The 15,079-nt window shown below is 61.7% G+C and carries 13 protein-coding genes and 1 pseudogene; 10 read left to right on the forward strand and 4 right to left on the reverse strand.

All coding sequences use genetic code 11. The features are described 5' to 3' along the window. Positions 1-88 precede the first annotated feature (88 nt). The 4 genes from PSH84_RS21650 to yghU are packed head-to-tail and all read left to right on the forward strand — an operon-like array spanning position 89 to position 3,838. The gene (locus PSH84_RS21650) at positions 89-847 is read left to right on the forward strand and encodes a substrate-binding periplasmic protein (RefSeq protein WP_122565829.1); all 759 of its coding nucleotides are present in this window, start codon (positions 89-91) and stop codon (positions 845-847) included. 1 nt (position 848) lies between these two features. Beyond that, positions 849-2,192, forward strand: coding sequence for a GGDEF domain-containing protein (locus tag PSH84_RS21655; RefSeq protein ID WP_122565830.1), 1,344 nt, complete (start codon positions 849-851; stop codon positions 2,190-2,192). A gap of 28 nt (positions 2,193-2,220) precedes the next feature. After that, complete coding sequence (locus PSH84_RS21660) at positions 2,221-2,955, forward strand: substrate-binding periplasmic protein (RefSeq protein ID WP_122565831.1); 735 nt, start codon at positions 2,221-2,223, stop codon at positions 2,953-2,955. 43 nt (positions 2,956-2,998) lie between these two features. Next, entirely contained in the window at positions 2,999-3,838 is an 840-nt protein-coding gene (gene yghU, locus PSH84_RS21665) for a glutathione-dependent disulfide-bond oxidoreductase (RefSeq protein ID WP_122565832.1), read from the forward strand. 309 nt (positions 3,839-4,147) lie between these two features. On the opposite strand, the gene PSH84_RS21670 is transcribed toward yghU, so the two are convergent. After that, positions 4,148-5,254, reverse strand: coding sequence for a hypothetical protein (locus PSH84_RS21670; protein WP_122565875.1), 1,107 nt, complete (start codon positions 5,252-5,254; stop codon positions 4,148-4,150). A 323-nt stretch (positions 5,255-5,577) separates the two neighbouring features. Here PSH84_RS21670 and PSH84_RS29070 point away from each other — a divergent pair. Beyond that, positions 5,578-6,684 (forward strand): annotated as a pseudogene (locus PSH84_RS29070) (FIST signal transduction protein); the annotation flags it as partial. Positions 6,685-6,687: 3 nt separating this feature from the next. Then, positions 6,688-7,605, forward strand: a complete 918-nt coding sequence (locus PSH84_RS29075) for a methyl-accepting chemotaxis protein (protein ID WP_439653610.1) — start codon at positions 6,688-6,690, stop codon at positions 7,603-7,605. A 212-nt stretch (positions 7,606-7,817) separates the two neighbouring features. Here PSH84_RS29075 and PSH84_RS21680 read toward each other — a convergent pair whose 3' ends face one another. Then, a complete protein-coding gene (locus PSH84_RS21680; RefSeq protein WP_003202818.1) occupies positions 7,818-8,213 on the reverse strand; it encodes a DUF4280 domain-containing protein in 396 nt (131 codons plus the stop codon). A gap of 197 nt (positions 8,214-8,410) precedes the next feature. Here PSH84_RS21680 and PSH84_RS21685 point away from each other — a divergent pair, with 197 nt between their 5' ends. The 3 genes from PSH84_RS21685 (at position 8,411) to PSH84_RS21695 (ending at position 11,613) form a co-directional block, all read left to right on the forward strand. Beyond that, positions 8,411-9,478 carry a phosphotransferase family protein gene (locus PSH84_RS21685; RefSeq protein WP_122565836.1) on the forward strand — a complete coding sequence of 356 codons (1,068 nt, stop codon included), beginning with the start codon at positions 8,411-8,413 and terminating at the stop codon, positions 9,476-9,478. 24 nt (positions 9,479-9,502) lie between these two features. After that, positions 9,503-10,270 carry an SDR family oxidoreductase gene (locus PSH84_RS21690; protein ID WP_003180553.1) on the forward strand — a complete coding sequence of 256 codons (768 nt, stop codon included), beginning with the start codon at positions 9,503-9,505 and terminating at the stop codon, positions 10,268-10,270. A gap of 233 nt (positions 10,271-10,503) precedes the next feature. Then, positions 10,504-11,613: a Gfo/Idh/MocA family protein gene (locus PSH84_RS21695; protein ID WP_305481783.1), complete on the forward strand. Its 1,110-nt coding sequence runs from the start codon at positions 10,504-10,506 to the stop codon at positions 11,611-11,613. 187 nt (positions 11,614-11,800) lie between these two features. Here the strand turns inward: PSH84_RS21695 and PSH84_RS21700 are convergent, their stop codons facing one another. Beyond that, on the reverse strand, positions 11,801-13,243 hold the full coding sequence (locus tag PSH84_RS21700) for an FAD/NAD(P)-binding protein (RefSeq protein ID WP_305481784.1): 1,443 nt from the start codon (positions 13,241-13,243) through the stop codon (positions 11,801-11,803). A 17-nt stretch (positions 13,244-13,260) separates the two neighbouring features. After that, a complete protein-coding gene (locus PSH84_RS21705) occupies positions 13,261-13,824 on the reverse strand; it encodes a helix-turn-helix domain-containing protein (RefSeq protein ID WP_305481785.1) in 564 nt (187 codons plus the stop codon). Positions 13,825-13,836: 12 nt separating this feature from the next. Here PSH84_RS21705 and PSH84_RS21710 point away from each other — a divergent pair, with 12 nt between their 5' ends. After that, positions 13,837-14,841 (forward strand): DMT family transporter, encoded by a 1,005-nt coding sequence (locus tag PSH84_RS21710; protein WP_305483191.1) that lies wholly within the window; start codon positions 13,837-13,839, stop codon positions 14,839-14,841. The last annotated feature ends 238 nt before the right edge of the window (positions 14,842-15,079 follow it).

The following is a 15,079-nucleotide window of genomic DNA, read 5'->3' on the forward strand; positions in this document are numbered from 1 at the left end:
CTCAAGCAGGCGTCAGTCCAGCCGATAACCCTATCAATAACAGCCCAGGGCCTCGCCGGGCTCTGCCAGTTGCATAGGGTAATAATCAATGGGTTTGCCGCTTAATCGCCTGCTGATGTGGGGCGTCCTGATGTTCCTCGCTGCAAGCACTTACGCGGCAGAGACACCGCTGCGCATCGTGACGGAGGAGCTGCCGCCCTACAACATGACGCAGAACGGGCGCGTGACCGGCATGAGCACCGAAGTGGTTCAGGCCGTGCTCAAGGAAGTCGGCATGGACGCGCCCATTCAGCCGATGCCCTGGGCCCGGGCCTACGACCTGGCGCTCAATGAAAGCAACGTGTTGATCTATTCGATCGTCCGCACGCCTGCACGCGAATCGCTTTTCCAGTGGGTGGGCACCATTGGCCCGACGCAGTGGTATATCTACTCGCTGGCGGACCGGCCGGTAAAACTCGACTCGCTGGCCGACGCCCATGGTCACCAGATCGCCACGGTCAATCAGGACGTGGGCGAGCAATACCTGGTCTCGAAGGGGTTTCGCATCGGTGAGGAATTGCAGTCGAGCACCAAGTACGAACACAACTACCGCAAGCTCAAGGTCGATCACGTCGAGCTGTGGATTTCCAACGAGCTCAACGCGCTGTACCTGACGCGCCAGAATGGCGAAGACCCGGACAAGGTGCTGATCCGCTCCCTGGCGCTTCCCGAACTGAGCAGCGCAGATGGCCTGAACATGGCCTTCAGTCGCAAGACGCCGGCCGAGACGGTGGAGAAGTTCCGCGCCGGTCTTGAGACCATCCGCCGCAACGGGGTCTACGACGCCATCCTGCGCAAATGGTTATGACATGGGTGACCCTTTCCGCACGGCGTCCTCCCAGCCACCACCGACCAAGGCGTTCAGCTCCCTGGGGCGACGCCTGGTGCTGGCAACGCTGCTGTTCTGCCTGTTCTTTACCCTGGCGATGGTCACCTGGCGCACCTGGCTGGCCTGGGAAAACAACCTGGCGGAAATGAATTCGGAGCTAGCCCTGATCGACCAGGTGTTCCAGAACACCCTGGCCCATGCCATTTGGGAACTGGATCGCGAATCTCTCGACCAACAAATCACCAGCGTTGCCGGGGCAGCCCCCGTGGGTCGCGTGGTGTTGAACATCCTGCGCCCCGGGCAAGCGCCTGAAGTCATCGAGCTCAAGCGCTACGCCGTCGATCAATCGGGCGTGGTGCCGGTGCTGCATCGCCAGCTCATCGCCCAGCCCTACGCCGGAGCCCATGAAAAAGTCGGTGAGCTGACCATCGAAGGCGACAACAACCTGCTGTGGGAGCGCCTCTGGAGCGAAGCGCGCAGCATCGTCATCACCCAGCTCATCCAGTCCTTGCTGCTGGCCGGGTTGATCATGACCATGTTCAACCGACTGGTGACCGTGCATGTGGTGCATATCGCCCGTCACCTGGGCGAACTCGCGCCGCATACCCTCAAGCGTCACCTCAAGCTGCAACGGGCGGTGCATCGCCAGGACGAACTGAGCCTGCTCGAATTCCAGGTCAATGAACTCCAGGACAATCTGCGCGCCCACCTCGAACGCCAGCGTTCGGATGAACTGGCCCTGGCCGCCAGCCGCGATCAAATGGCCGAACTGGTGGAGGCACGCACCGCGGAACTGAAAGCAGCCAACCAATCCCTCGAAGCCCTGTCCCGTCACGATGCCTTGACGGGCCTGGCCAATCGTCGCTACTTCGACGAATTGAAGGAAATCGAGTTTCGCCGGGCAATCCGTCACAACACCCCGCTGGCCGTGCTCATGTGCGACGTCGATTTCTTCAAGATCTACAACGACACCTACGGCCACATGCAGGGCGACCTGTGCCTGAAAGAGATCGCCGAAACCTTGCGCAGCGTGTTCGGCCGCTCTGGCGAACTGACCGCCCGCGTAGGCGGCGAAGAGTTCGTCGTGGTCCTGCCCAACATCAACGCCGCCCAGGCCTGTCAGGCGGCTCAACGCTTTCGCACCAGCCTGGCGGAACGTGAGCTGCCCCACAGCGGCTCCAAGGTCTCGCCTTTCGTCACCGTGAGCATTGGCGTCGCCGAGCTGGACCCGGAAACCATGGACCATTTCGATCAATTGCTGCAACGCGCCGACCAGGCGCTGTACCGGGCCAAACACCAGGGACGCGACCGCGTTGCCCTGTAACAACCATCACGCGTCATGAGGTCTGCCTATGCACGTTCGCCTGATACTCTGCTCATGCTTGCTACTCGCCTCGATCAGCCTGCAAAGCCACGCCGAGGCAATCGAAGTCGTGACCGAAGACTCCCTGTACGCCTATCAGCGTGACAACAAGGTCGTCGGGCCGGGCATTCTCATCGCCGAGGAGACGCTGAGAAACGCGCAGCTCACCGATTACAGCCTGTCGCTGTACCCGTGGGCTCGGGCCTACGAAAAAGCATTGCACGAGCCCAACGTGCTGATCTTCCCACTGGACCGCACCCCGGCCCGCGAGGCATTGTTCAAATGGGTGGGTGAAATACATCGGGTGGCGAGCCGGCTCTATAAAATGCGTGACAATAAAGATATCGCCGTCAACAACCTCGAAGAGGCCAAGCAGTACAGCATCGGTGTGGTGCGCAATGACGCCAAGCAGATTTACTTGCAACAGCGTGGGTTTACCCGGTTGGTCATCTCGGCCAACAACCACGACAACTTTCAAAAACTGCTGAATCGGCAGATCCAGTTGCTGCCGATGCCGGAAAACACCGCGCGCCTGATGAGCCAAGATGCCCAAGTGGATTTCACTTCATTGGAAGAGGTCTATACCCTCGATGAACAACCCCACAGGGTCCACCTGGCCTTCAGCCTGAGCACGCCGGATGACGTCGTCGCCAAGGCCCAACTCGCTTTCGAAAAACTCAAGGCGTCCGGTGAAGTCGCACGGATCATGAACGAACAGCGGTAGACTCTGGGGGATCACACCGCAAGCAACGATGAGGTATGTCCCGATGAGTAAAGCGTCCTACGTTCCGCCCAAGGTCTGGGAAAACGACGCCCCGTCTGGCGGCCAGTTCGCCAGCATCAACCGCCCTGTCGCCGGGCCGACCCATGACAAAACCTTGCCGGTTGGCAAGCACCCGCTGCAGCTCTATTCCCTGGCCACGCCCAACGGCGTGAAGGTGACCATCCTGCTGGAGGAACTGCTGGCGCTGGGTCATACGGGCGCGGAGTACGATGCCTGGTTGATCCGCATCGGCGAAGGTGACCAGTTCTCCAGCGGCTTTGTCGAGGTCAACCCCAACTCCAAGATCCCGGCCCTGCTGGACCGCAGCGTGGAACCCGCCATCCGGGTCTTCGAATCCGGCTCGATCCTGCTTTACCTGGCGGAAAAATTCGGCGCCTTCCTGCCCACCGACCCGGCGGGCCGCACCGAAACACTGAACTGGCTGTTCTGGCAGATGGGCTCCGCCCCGTACCTGGGCGGTGGCTTCGGACATTTCTACGCATACGCGCCGGAGAAACTCGAATACCCGATCAATCGCTTCACCATGGAAGCCAAGCGCCAACTCGACGTCCTGGACCGCCGCCTCGGCGAAAGCCAATACCTGGCAGGCAACGACTACACCATCGCCGACATCGCGGTCTGGCCCTGGTATGGGCAACTGGTGCGCAACAACGTGTACGGCGCCGCCGAATTCCTGAGTGCCCACGAATACACCCATGTGCAGCGCTGGGCAGAAGAAATTGCCAAGCGCCCAGCTGTCCAGCGCGGACAGCGGGTCAATCGCACGTGGGGTGACGAGGCGAGCCAGGTGCCGGAGCGGCATGAGGCTGGGGATTTGGGCTGAGGCCCCATGCAAGGTCGCCGGTGAACCTCGATTTCTCGACTGGCACAGCCCCCCTGTGGGAGCGAGCTTGCTCGCGATAGCGGTGGATCAGTTGGCATTGGATGCTGAATGTATCGACGCCATCGCGAGCAAGCTCGCTCCCACACTGGATGGATGGTGAACCTCGGCTCCTCGACTGGCACAGTCCCCCTGTGGGAGCAAGCTTGCTCGCGATAGCGGTGGATCAGTTGGCATTGAATGCTGAATGTGCCGACGCCATCGCGAGCAAGCTCGCTCCCACAGTTCTTTCCCCAAATTTTCGTCAAGTGTTCAGCGGTTGGCTTCCAGCCTGTACCCATCGCCCGCCGACGCCGGAGTCGTTTCAGTGGCCAGGGCAAAAACACACTCATCCAGATAAGGCCTGACATCTGCCCATTTCTTGCGATCGGCGATAAACCCCCGCAGCTTCTTGCCGGCATCCACAACATCCGGTTCATGCGCCATCAACATGAGCCTGGCGACTGAACTGGCGTCATCGTCCTTGTGCTTGGCATGATCCTGCCGCGCGTAAGAATGAAACTCCTCGATCCGCCCCAGCACAGCCTCGGCGCCTCCCATGCACTTGTCACCCAGCACCTCTTCGCGCCGCTGCGCATGCCCCCCGGCAAAGCTGTCCTGGACAAGGTGAAGCAAACTGCCAAACGCCACCTGATTCACATTCGCCCGCAACCATGGACGCCCCACCGCAAAAAGATCCTGCACGGTCTGGCCGTTATTGAAATGCTGTTCCCAGCCTTCGATCTTGATGTCTTTCAAATAGGTATTGATGGGATAGGTTCCATCGGCAACCCCCCAGGCGAACTCGGCCCACATCATGATTTCACGCTTGGTCTTCTCCGGCGCGTTGCCCTCTTGGGACGCCATTGCATGCAAGAATTGCAGATCGCCAAAATGCGAACGAGAGATGTAGTTCCCCGCTCCCATGAACGCCATCGGATCGGAAACGCTTATGGCCTCTGCTTTCTCGAAGAGATTGACCCAACACCGCGTCTGCGAAATAAACCCAACCGAGTAACGCCCATTGCAGCCCTTGGTCTTGGCGTCTTCCGCGCCCGGCATGAATACCGGATCATCGTTCCAGCGAACCCCTGCAATAACGTAGGCGCCGGCATTCTCCAGGTTGGGGTTACTGCAATCCTGCCAATCCCCGTCACATCCATAGATCTTCTGCGTCAGCGCCTCATGGGCAGGATCGGAAAAGTTATGCAGCGCAAAACTGGCGAAAGGCACCGTCGCCTTATAGGAAACCCCATATTTCTTGGCCATCTCCCGCTCAGCCAAGGTGCCATCCGGCGAGAGCTGAAAAGCGTTGGCCTGGCAGATGCAACCCAACAAAACACCCCAAGCAACTCCCGACATGGCTTTGTATGTATTCATGGATTGTCTCTGGGCGATGACGAGCAGGTTCTCGTTTCGCGCTTGGGGTTGGTTGTGGTGAATGGCAAGACGCCATCGTCGAAGCATAGCGGGTGAGTCTTTGCCGTCCAGCAAGAACTGGTTCTTCCGTAGGTTTCCCCGAGACCTATACGAAAGTCTCTGCCCAACAGACGGAGCAAACCCCAACCAAAAGCCCCTATGGACCACCCCCGCAAATAGCACAAGCTCACGCCCACACAAGCCCCTCAGCCGTGACCGTTACAGCGAAAGGACCCCGCACGCATCCCTCGTACGCATCACGTCGCGCTCAACCGAGTCCAGCCATGAACCTACCGAACCTCTTCAACCAAGCCCGACCCCGCACTCAAGGGACGGTCAGCGTGGCCTGCACTTCGGGTGAACTCGACCAGGCGCTGGCCAACGTACGTATCACCCCAGTATTAATCACCGGTTTCGTCTCCCCTCACCTGGACATCGACCAGATCGCCACCAAGATCAAGAAGCGCTTCTCCCACAGCGCTATCAGCCTGTGCACAACCTCGGGAGAGCTGTGCAACGCTGCAAACACACTGTATTGCCAGACCGGCGAGACCTGGGATCGGGTGGTGTTGCAGCTGTTTGACGCCAGTGTGATTGTGTCGGCCGAGGTGGTGATGGTGCCGCTGGAGTGCGAAGACATTCGCGGGGGCGGCAAACGCTTGGCCATGCGTGAGCGAATCACCCGATTGGTGAATAACATCAAGCAGGCGCAGGTGAGCACGCCCATCGACCATCGCGATACCTTGGCCTACGTGGTGTTCGATGGCCTTTCGGCTTCCGAGTCGTTTTTTATGGAAGCGCTCTATGAATCGGGGCGCTTCCCTTGCCTGTTCGTCGGCGGCTCGGCCGGTGGCAAGACGGATTTCAAAAAGACCCTGATCAGCGATGGGCAGCGCAGCTATCAGAACCATGCGCAGATTGTCTTCCTGAAAACCGCGGCGGACGTGCGCTTCGGGGTGTTCAAGAGCCAGAACTTCCAACCGGCCGGGTTGACGTTCAGCGTGCTGACCGCGTCGGTCGAGGACCGCACCATCGACCAGGTCATCGACAGCCGCGGGAACATCAAGAGCATGGTCCAGGCGCTGTGCGAGGCATTCGAGTGCAGTGCCCAGGCGCTGGAGAAGAAGCTGGCCGATTATTCATTCGCCATCCGCGTGGGTGATGAGCTGTTCGTCCGTTCCATTGCCCGCATCGACTATCAGCAGCAGATCATCCAGCTGTTCTGCGACGTGGCGCCCGGCGAAGAGCTGGTGATGGTCAAGCGCACGCCCCTGCGCGAGGCGACCCGGCTCGACTACGAGAAATTCCTCAAGGGCAAAGGTGGTCGGCCGGTGGCCGCTATTCTCAACGATTGCATCCTGCGCCGGCTCAACAACAGCAGCGATCTGGGCAGCATGGCCGGCATTTTCGGGGATGTGCCTTTGGCCGGCTTCTCGACGTTTGGTGAAATCCTCGGCCTGAACCTTAACCAGACGCTCACGGCGATTTTCTTCTTCAGAGTCACCAAGGGCGCCGGTTTTGTCGATGAATACGTCGATAACTTCATCGCCCACTATGGCGAGTTCAAGGCGTTTTTCCTGCGCCGCCAGATCAAGAAATTGGCGGGCCTGAACCATGTCGTGGTCAAGCAGATCATGGCCTTCAAGATGAATGATTTCAGCAGTGCCTTGGACACTCGCGGCCTGGACCAGACAATCCTGCCGGTGTTCGACGGCCTGACAGACCTGGGCATGGTGTTGGCGCAGGCCAGCCAGCAGCAAGCGCAGATGGCAACGCAAATCAAGCATTACTCGGGCGAGCTTCACCTGTCGATGGATGACCTGACGGGCACGATAGACCGGCAAAACAGCGTCGCCGAGCAGGCCGGCACGACCGTCGAGCAACTGGCCACGCAAGCGGGTGAAGCCGTGGTCGGTGCCCGAGCGCTCGCCAGTTCGAGCTTGCGTATTCAGTCGATCGTGCAGGTCATCCAGCAAATCGCCGGACAGACCAACCTGTTGGCCCTCAACGCCGCCATCGAAGCCGCGCGGGCGGGTGAGATGGGCAGAGGGTTTGCGGTGGTGGCCGATGAGGTCCGCAAGCTCGCGGAAATCACCCGCCAGAATGCTGCGGAAATAGGTGTGGACATCGACCTGCTCTCGACGGAGATCCAAGGGGTCGCCCAACAGATCGAAGACCAGTCCGTCGCCGTGAGCGCCCTGCGCGAGATGCTCGATGCACTGGAAGACTCGAGCCGTACCACCGAAGGCACGGCACAACGCACAAAGGCCATCGCGGACACCTTGACCGGGCTGACTCACGCCAGTGCTTGAGGCCGAGTCGCCCAAGCACTGGATCGAGATTGGGCGACCACCGCAGATCCTGCTGTGGTGGATCAGTTTGCAGTGATGTTGACTGTGCCGCCGTCATCGCGAGCAAGCTCGCTCCCACAGTTTTTGAGTTGCCCGCAGGCATCACAATTACCCTGAGCTCCCACAGGGATTTGTGCCCACTGGGAGCTTGTGGTTGTTCGCAGCCGTCACCGTCAGGGAATCAACATCTGCACCTGCCCCGGCACGACGATCTTGATCACCCCCGCCCAGGTGCACATCAAGGTGCTGTTCGCATCGATGGCCGGCATGTTGCCCAGCAACAGGGTCGGTGCGCCGCCGGGGATCCACGGGGCGGCGGTGGCCGGGATGCAGGGCATGGGGGTCAGCACGCCCAGGGCCGCTGCGGTGGCCGCGGCCACGGTGGGGTTCGCCAGGCTCATGCACATGCCGAAGGTGGTGATGTTCACCAGCGGGATGTGATCCATGATGTTCGCCGCTGGCATCCCGCCGGTCAGCAGGCGATTGACCGGCAGCACATTGAGCACCGCCGGGGCTGCGCCGAAGCTGCATTGCAAGGTCGCGGTGCCACAGACTTGCGGGCATCCCATCGCGGCGGCTCCTTTGAAAGCGACTCATCCAAAACCATAGCTCGCCCGCATCCGATGCGCACGCCGCCATGCATCAAGCCCGCTGATTATCCGGCAACACGCTAACCTATAAGACCCTGGCGTGCTTGTGACGCCTCCCACGCGCCATTAGATTAGCCAATGATCGATGGCCTCCAAAATAAGCAGAAGGGATAAGCATGGCGTTTACTGATCAGTCCACCCGCGTGCGCGACGGTGAAGAACTCGATGCCAACCTGATCGACCCGTACCTCAAGGCCCACATTCCCGGCCTGACCGGCCTGCCGCGGATCAGCCAGTTTCCCGGGGGCGCGTCGAACCTGACCTACCTGCTGGAATACCCCGAACAGGAATTCGTCCTGCGCCGGCCGCCGTTCGGCCACAAGGCCAAGTCCGCCCACGACATGGGCCGTGAGTTCCGCATCCTCAACCAATTGCGCGAAGCGTTCCCGTACTGCCCCAAAGCCTACGTGCATTGCACCGACGAAGCGGTGATGGGCGCCGAGTTCTATGTGATGGAACGCGTCAACGGCATCATCCTGCGCTCCGACCTGCCGCCGGAGCTGGGCTTCGACACCGCCCGCACCGAAGCGCTGTGCAAGAGCTTCATCGACCGGCTCGTCGAATTGCACCGCGTCGACTACAACGCGTGCGGCCTGGCCGACCTGGGCAAGCCCGAAGGCTACGTGGCCCGGCAGATCCGTGGCTGGAGCGACCGCTACGAAAAGGCCCTGACCCCCGATGCGCCGAAATGGGAGACGGTCAAGGCCTGGCTCAACGACAAGATGCCCGCCGACCACCCGACGTCGAGCATCGTCCACAACGACTACCGCTTCGACAACGTGATCCTCGACCCGCAGAACCCGATGCAGATCATCGGTGTGCTGGACTGGGAACTGACCACCCTCGGCGACCCGTTGATGGACCTGGGCAACAGCCTCGCCTACTGGATCGAGGCCGACGACCCGGCGCCAGTGCAACTGATGCGTCGCCAACCGAGCCACGCCCCCGGCATGCTGACCCGCCGCGAATTCGTCGATTACTACGCCGAGCGCGCCGGGATCCGCATCGACAATTTCGACTTCTACTACACCTACGGCCTGTTCCGCCTGGCCGGGATCGTCCAGCAGATCTACTACCGCTTCTTCCACGGCCAGACCCAGGACAAACGCTTCGCGCAGTTCGTTCAGATGAACACACTGCTGGAGCAGATGAGCCTGCAGGTCATCGGTAAATCCACGCTCTGAGCGCCCCCATAACAAGGAAACAGCATGTCCAAGACCCAGTTGTTCGACCTCGACGGTAAAATCGCCTTCGTTTCCGGGGCCAGCCGCGGCATCGGCGAAGCCATCGCCAAACTGCTGGCCCAGCAAGGCGCCCATGTGATCGTATCCAGCCGCAAGCTCGACGGTTGCCAGCACGTGGCCGATGCGATCATCGCCGCCGGCGGCAAGGCCACCGCCATCGCCTGCCACATCGGTGAAATGGAGCAGATCAGCCAGGTGTTCGCCGGTATCCGCGAACAGTTCGGGCGCTTGGACATCCTGGTGAACAACGCCGCCACCAACCCGCAGTTCTGCAACGTGCTGGACACCGACCTGGGTGCCTTCCAGAAAACCGTGGATGTGAACATCCGCGGCTATTTTTTCATGTCCGTGGAAGCCGGCAAGCTGATGCGCGAAAACGGCGGCGGTAGCATCATCAACGTGGCGTCGATCAACGGCATCTCGCCGGGGATCTTCCAGGGCATCTACTCGGTGACCAAGGCCGCGGTGATCAACATGACCAAGGTCTTCGCCAAGGAATGCGCGCAGTTCGGCATCCGCTGCAACGCCCTGTTGCCGGGCCTGACCGACACCAAGTTCGCCTCGGCGCTGGTCAAGAACGACGCGATCCTGAAGACCGCCCTGGCGCAGATCCCCCTCAAGCGCGTGGCCGACCCAAGCGAAATGGCCGGCGCGGTGTTGTACCTGGCCAGCGATGCGTCGAGCTATACCACGGGCGTGGCGTTGAATGTGGATGGTGGGTTCCTGTCCTGACGGCGGGCTTAATGGAATTCCTGTGAAATCACCTGTGGGAGCGAGCTTGCTCGCGATAGCGTTTCATCAGTCATACAAGTACTGGCTGACCCGCCGCTATCGCGAGCAAGCTCGCTCCCACAATAGATTCTCTGGGATCGCAGAAATGAATATTTATTCCAACATTTGCAATTAAAGAATATTTATTCCATAAAGAGCCCTCCTGAAAACAAAAATTCAAAGGGCTCTTTCTCATGCGCGAACTCGGCATCGGTCTGATTGGCACCGGCTTCATGGGCCGTGCCCATGCCTTGGCGTTCCACAATGCCAAAGCGGTGTTCGACCTCCCCCTGAACCTGACACTGACGGCCCTGGCCGACGCCGATCCGCAGCGTGCCCGGCAATGTGCCCAAAGCTGGGGGTTCGAGACGGCCCATAGCGACTGGCAACGGCTGATCGACGACCCGAAGGTTCATCTGGTCGCCATTACCACACCGAACCATCTGCACTTCCCGATGGCCATGGCCGCGCTGGCGGCTGGCAAAGCGGTCTATTGTGAAAAGCCTCTGGCGGTGTCCCTGGAGCAGGCCGAGCAGATGCGCCAGGCGGCCAAGGTCGCCGGGGTGGTGACGCGGGTCGGCTACAACTACCAGCACAACCCGATCATCCAACGGGCGCGGGACATGATTCAACGCGGCGAACTGGGGCAGATCATCAGTTTCCAGGGCGAGTTCAGCGAAGACTTCATGGCCGATCCCGCCTCGCCGTGGTCATGGCGTTGCGAAGCGACCCACGCCGGTGGCGCACTGGCGGACCTGGGCAGCCACTTGCTGGCCATGGCCCGGCACTTGTTGGGCGATGTCGAGGCCGTGTGCGCCGACAGCCAGACCGTGCACCACCAGCGCCCTGCCAGCGTCGGCAGTGCCGAACAACGGGCCATCGCCGTGGATGACCAGTTCCACGGGCTGCTGCGTTTCGCCAATGGCGCCCGCGGCACGGTGAGCAGCAGTTGGCTCAAGCACGGCTACAAGAACCACCTGAGTTTCGAGATCAGCGGCACCCTCGGCACCCTGGCGTTCGATCAGGAACGGCTCAATGAACTGCGCCTGTGTCGCGCCGGTCAGCCAGGCTTCCAGCGCCTGCTGGCGGGCCCAGACTTGCCTGGCTATGCCGCGTTCAGCCCGGCTGCCGGGCATCAGTTGGGTTACAACGAATTGAAGACGTTGGAGGTGCAGGAGCTGATCATGGCCCTCACTGGCGAAGGCGCCGGCGGGACAGACTTCGACGAGGCCTGGGAAGTGGAGCGGCTGGCGGCGGCGATTCGTGTGGCGGCGCGGGAGGAGCGTTGGGTCAAGGTGAGGTGAGCTATAACCGCTCATTTGTGCCCATTTTGTGAACCGTTGGAAAGGGACTTATCCCCACCTGTGGGAGCAAGGCTTGCCCGCGATGAAGATGACGCGGTCTCCCTGGGAACCGAGGCGCCTGCATCGCGAGCAAGCTTTGCTCCCACGCAGCGGGGATAAATCCCCTCGCCACAGAGGGTGTCCAACTTCAATCTTGGGTTTGCAATTCAACCAACCTTGCCGCCAACGCCTTGGCCTGGCTCGCCACATCGGTCACGGCAGTACTTTCCCACCACATCCCCCGCAGTGGCGGGCCCATGGCGAACAGGCGGCTGGCCGGCTCGCCGTGGGCATCCCGCACCGCGCCATCGGCACGCGCGGCGATGCCCAGGGCCAGCGGCCCCGGCTGGATCAGCCCTCGCGCCAATAGCTGTTGCGGTAACGGTCTGGCAACGCGACGCCAGTCATATTCGATGCCGCTGGAGTTGATCAACGCGGCGCCCTGCACCACTTCCAGTCCAGCCTCGTTCCGTCGGCGAATGCAAATGGCCACTAAGCCTTCGGCAGACGTTGCCAGCCCCTTGAACGACGCCGCATGAATCCGCAACCGCCCTTCCCCGTGCAAACGCGCCACCAGCTCCGCACTCAACGGTGGCGAGCGATGGTGATGGCTCTCCCACCATGGCCGCACATGCCGCACGAACTGTCGGCGCTGCACATCGCTGGCCTGGTTCCACAAACGCCCGATGTGCGCGCGTACCGTATCCAGCGGCGCCTGCCAATCGATCCCTTGGGCTTGGGCCTGGCGGCATTGCTCGCGCAGGGCTCGCATCAGTTGGCGGGGCGAACGCAGGCTGGGATCCTCGGCGAGGAAATCCACCCAGGCCGGCGGTTGGCGGCGCACATGGGGCAGCAGGCCATGGCGGGAAAACACTTCGATCAGCCCGCGATGCCCGGCCTGTTCCAGGGACACGACGGCATCGACCATGGTCAGCCCCGAGCCAATGATCAGCACCGTGGACTGCGGGTCGAGCTGACGCATCGCAGCCACATCCCAGGGATCCAGGGCCGCGGCATTCAAGCCGCTGGATTCGGTTTGCGGGGTGCGCGCCGCCGGGAACATGCCGGTGGCCAGCACCGCGAAACGGCCACGCAAGATTTGGCCATCGTCCAGCGTCACCATCACGGCATCGTCGACAAGCCGCAGGTCCACGGCCTCCCCACGCACATGCTCGGCGGTCGAACCGTTTTGTGCGCCCCTCTCGCGCGCTTCGGCCAGGCGTTGCTGCACATAGAGGCCAAACATCCCCCGGGGTGGGAACAACTCGCTGATGGGCACGTGCTGCTGATCCGACTCGGGCCAGCCGCCGGCTTCGATGAACGCGGTGAGCCATTGAGTCAGGTCATCGGCGTTGTCCGGGTCAACGCTCATGCGCGCCGCGTTGCCGTTCAAGGTGTGGCCCAGTTCCACGGCACTGTAGGCTTCGCCCCGGCCCAATTCACTGCGCGGCTCGACGATCAGCACCTCGCGCCGGCCCGGCAGGCGCAGCAACTGCGCGGCCAGCATGGCACCGCTCAGGCCGCCGCCGATGATCAGCATATCGGCTTCGCGGATGAGCCCGCCGCCCTGTCGCTCCAGCGCTGTGTCCATACCGCTCTCCCCAGGCATCAAATCACCACGTTGCGTACGAATCTCGCCGCCACCGAGCCATCGTTGCGATAGGCATGGGGCTGGTTGCTGGCGAACATGAAGAACTCACCGACGCCTATGCGGCGCTCTTCGCTGCCCAGCAGCAACGTCAGGCAGCCTTCGAATACATAAAGTTGTTCGCTCCATCCATCTGCGTCGCACTCGGAATGGTAATGCTCGCCCGGCTCCAGCCGCCATTCCCAAAGTTCTACCTCACGGCTGGCGGTGGCCTTGGCGAGCAACACAGCTTTGCTGCCCGGGATCACACCGGTCCAGACCAGTTCGTTGATGCGGCTCGGGTCGCGGGCGTCGGGCGCTTGAATCAAGTCGCTGAAGGCGACATCGAGGGCTTCGGCGACCCGGTCCAGGGTGGTCAGGCTGACGTTCTTTTCGCCGGCCTCGATAGCCACCAGCATCCGCCGGCTGACTCCCGACAGCTCGGCCAGCGCCGTCTGGCTGAGCTCGGCGGCATGCCGCAGACGACGGACGTTCTGGCTGACGTGTTGCAGGACGGAGGCCCGCTGGCCGGATTCTTTGTGCACTATATTGCTCACATGGCTGGGTTGCGCATTATACTGCCCAACTTCGGACGCATTGTGCGTCCGCCTCAAGTGGCGCGCAAGGTCATGGCATCGGCGAACTCCCCGCAAGCTTCCCCCCGTTTCTCAAGGTTCAGCAAGGCCGAATGCGTGCTGGTGCTGATTACCATGATCTGGGGCGGGACTTTCCTGTTGGTGCAGCATGCCATGACGGTCAGCGGGCCGATGTTTTTCGTCGGCCTGCGCTTCGCCGCCGCAGCCGCGTTTGTCGCGCTGTTTTCCTGGCGGCAGCTGCGAGACCTGACCCTGTTCGAACTCAAGGCCGGGTGCTTCATCGGCGTGGCGATCATGCTCGGTTACGGCCTGCAGACCGTCGGCCTGCAAACCATCCCCAGCAGCCAATCGGCGTTCATCACCGCGCTTTACGTGCCGTTCGTGCCCTTGCTGCAATGGCTGGTGCTGGGCCGTCGACCGGGCTTGATGCCCAGCCTCGGTATCATGCTGGCGTTCACCGGACTGATGCTGGTATCGGGCCCGGCCGGGGCCTCGCTGAACTTCAGCCCCGGTGAAATCGCCACGCTGATCAGCGCCATCGCGATTGCCGCCGAAATCATCCTGATCAGCGCCTATGCCGGCCAGGTCGATGTGCGCCGGGTGACCGTGGTGCAACTGGCGAGCACGGCGGTGCTGGCGTTCCTGATGGTGGTGCCGACCCAGGAAGCGATCCCGGATTTTTCCATGTTGCTGCTGATCAGCGCCGTGGGCCTGGGCGCCGCCAGCGCAGCGATCCAGGTGGCGATGAACTGGGCACAGAAAAGCGTCTCGCCCACCCGCGCCACGCTGATCTATGCCGGCGAACCGGTCTGGGCCGGCATTGCCGGACGCCTGGCGGGTGAGCGGCTGCCGGCCATTGCCTTGTTCGGCGCGGCGCTGATCGTGGCGGCGGTGATTGTCAGTGAGCTGAAGACCCGGAGCAAAGGTGAGGTCGAGGTTGATGAGGTGCTTGAGCGCGAGCAGTGAGGCCGGTGGACCAGCGAAATAGCGGCGGGCAAAATCCTGTGGCGAGGGGATTTATCCCCGCTGGGTCGCGTAGCGGCCCCGAAACCTGCCGGTGCGGTGTGTCAGCTCTATGGAATTGCCTGCTTTGGGTCTGCTGCGCAGACCTGCGGGGATAAATCCCCTCGCCACAGGTGATGTGTATCACGCGGTATTTGTGGCTAGCTCTGACTCTATCTCCCCTCCCCCGAGCAACGCAAAG

Source organism: Pseudomonas beijingensis (assembly GCF_030687295.1).
Lineage (GTDB): Bacteria > Pseudomonadota > Gammaproteobacteria > Pseudomonadales > Pseudomonadaceae > Aquipseudomonas > Aquipseudomonas beijingensis.